General features: G+C 66.2%; 1 protein-coding gene. It reads left to right on the top strand.

The genetic code is table 11. The features are described 5' to 3' along the window. Window positions 1-173 precede the first annotated feature (173 nt). Window positions 174-1,518, top strand: a 1,345-nt coding sequence (locus IH26_RS0152400) for a hypothetical protein (RefSeq protein ID WP_030443795.1), incomplete at its 3' end; no start/stop codon positions are given.

Below are 1,518 nucleotides of genomic sequence, written 5' to 3'. Positions count from 1 at the left end.
CTAACGGGGCTTCGCCCCAGCCCGACGAGGCATGTTGGTGGTTGAGGCGGTCGCTCGTTTGAGGGACTCCGGTCGGCGGGATCTAGACCCGTGTCCGGCGTGCCGGTCACGGTGTTTGAACCGCCCGTGGCGGTTGGTTGGCCTGCTGGCCCCCGTCCGACCGGAGCCTTCCGATGACGTTACCGCGCACCGTTGCTGAGGTGTTGTCCGAGCACGTGAGCTTCGAGGTGGAGTGCATCGACCGGATGTATCTCAACGTGTATCAGCCTCGATTGCAGCATCCGGCCGGGGCGGCGGTGTTCTTCGTCGGGCACCGCGGGCACCCGTTCGCCTCTTCAGCCCTGATGGACCCGATGTCCAAGGGTTTCGTCGCGGCCATCGACCGGTTCTGCACGCAACACGACATCCCGCGGGTGGAGTTCGCCAAGGGCCAGCGCAAGGACGACCTCGCGCATGAGTACCTGGCCCGGTTCGAGCAGCCCGAGGGAGTGCTGTTCGTGGGCCGGGCGCAGGAGAAGACCGCGGTGTTCCGCACCGAACGGCGCCGCAACCCGGTCACCGGGAAGAGTTACCCGTGGATCGTGCGGTCCACCGGCGTGGTCAACCACCTCTACGTCTACTGCGTCGACGACGACTTCGGGCCGTTCTTCATCAAGTTCTGCACGTACTTCCCTTACACCGCCAAGTTGTGCATCAACGGCCACGAGTGGGCCAAACGGCAGACAGCCAAGGCCGGCATCGGGTTCACCGCGCTGGACAACGGGTTCGCCGCCATCGATGACATCGCCGCGGTGCAGACCATCTGCGACCAGCTGAGCGCCGAGCACATCGATGCGCTGTTACGTAAATGGCTGGCCATCCTGCCGCACCCGTTCACCCCCGCCGACCGGGCCGCCGGCTTCCGCTACGACATCTCGATCCTGCAAGCGGAGTTCTCCCTGACCCAGATGCTGGACCGTCCGCTGTCCGGCCGGGTGTTCTTCGACGAGGTGATCCGGGAGAACCTCGACCTGGGCCGGCCCGACCGGGTCGGCCTGGTCTTCAACCGGCGCATCCACACCAAAGGCCCACGGGCCACACCGGGCCGGTTCCGCACCCGGGTGATCACCGACGGCGTCACCCCGAGCCTGCACATCGACTACAAACAGTCGAAGATCAAGCAGTACCACAAGGAAGGCCGGGCATTACGCACCGAGACCACCATCAACGACACCCGCGACTTCGCCATCGGTAAACGGCTGATCAACCTGCCCGCCCTGCGGGAGGTCGGCTTCACCGCCAACCGGCGCCTGCTGCGCGCCCAACACCTCAGCCACGACCCGATCCTCGGCGACAATACCTTCACCGCGATAACCGCTGCCGTCACCGTCGGCAGCCAGCACATCCCCGGCCTGCGGTTCGACCAACCCCGCACCCAGGCACTGCTGTCCGCCCTGACCGTCTTCCGCCTGCTACCCCGCGGGTTCACCAACACCGACCTACGCGCCCACCTGGCACCCCTGCTCGACCAGCCGAACC

Source organism: Actinoplanes subtropicus, assembly GCF_000721705.1.
GTDB lineage: Bacteria > Actinomycetota > Actinomycetes > Mycobacteriales > Micromonosporaceae > Actinoplanes > Actinoplanes subtropicus.
This window is presented reverse-complemented; position numbering and strand designations above follow the sequence as displayed.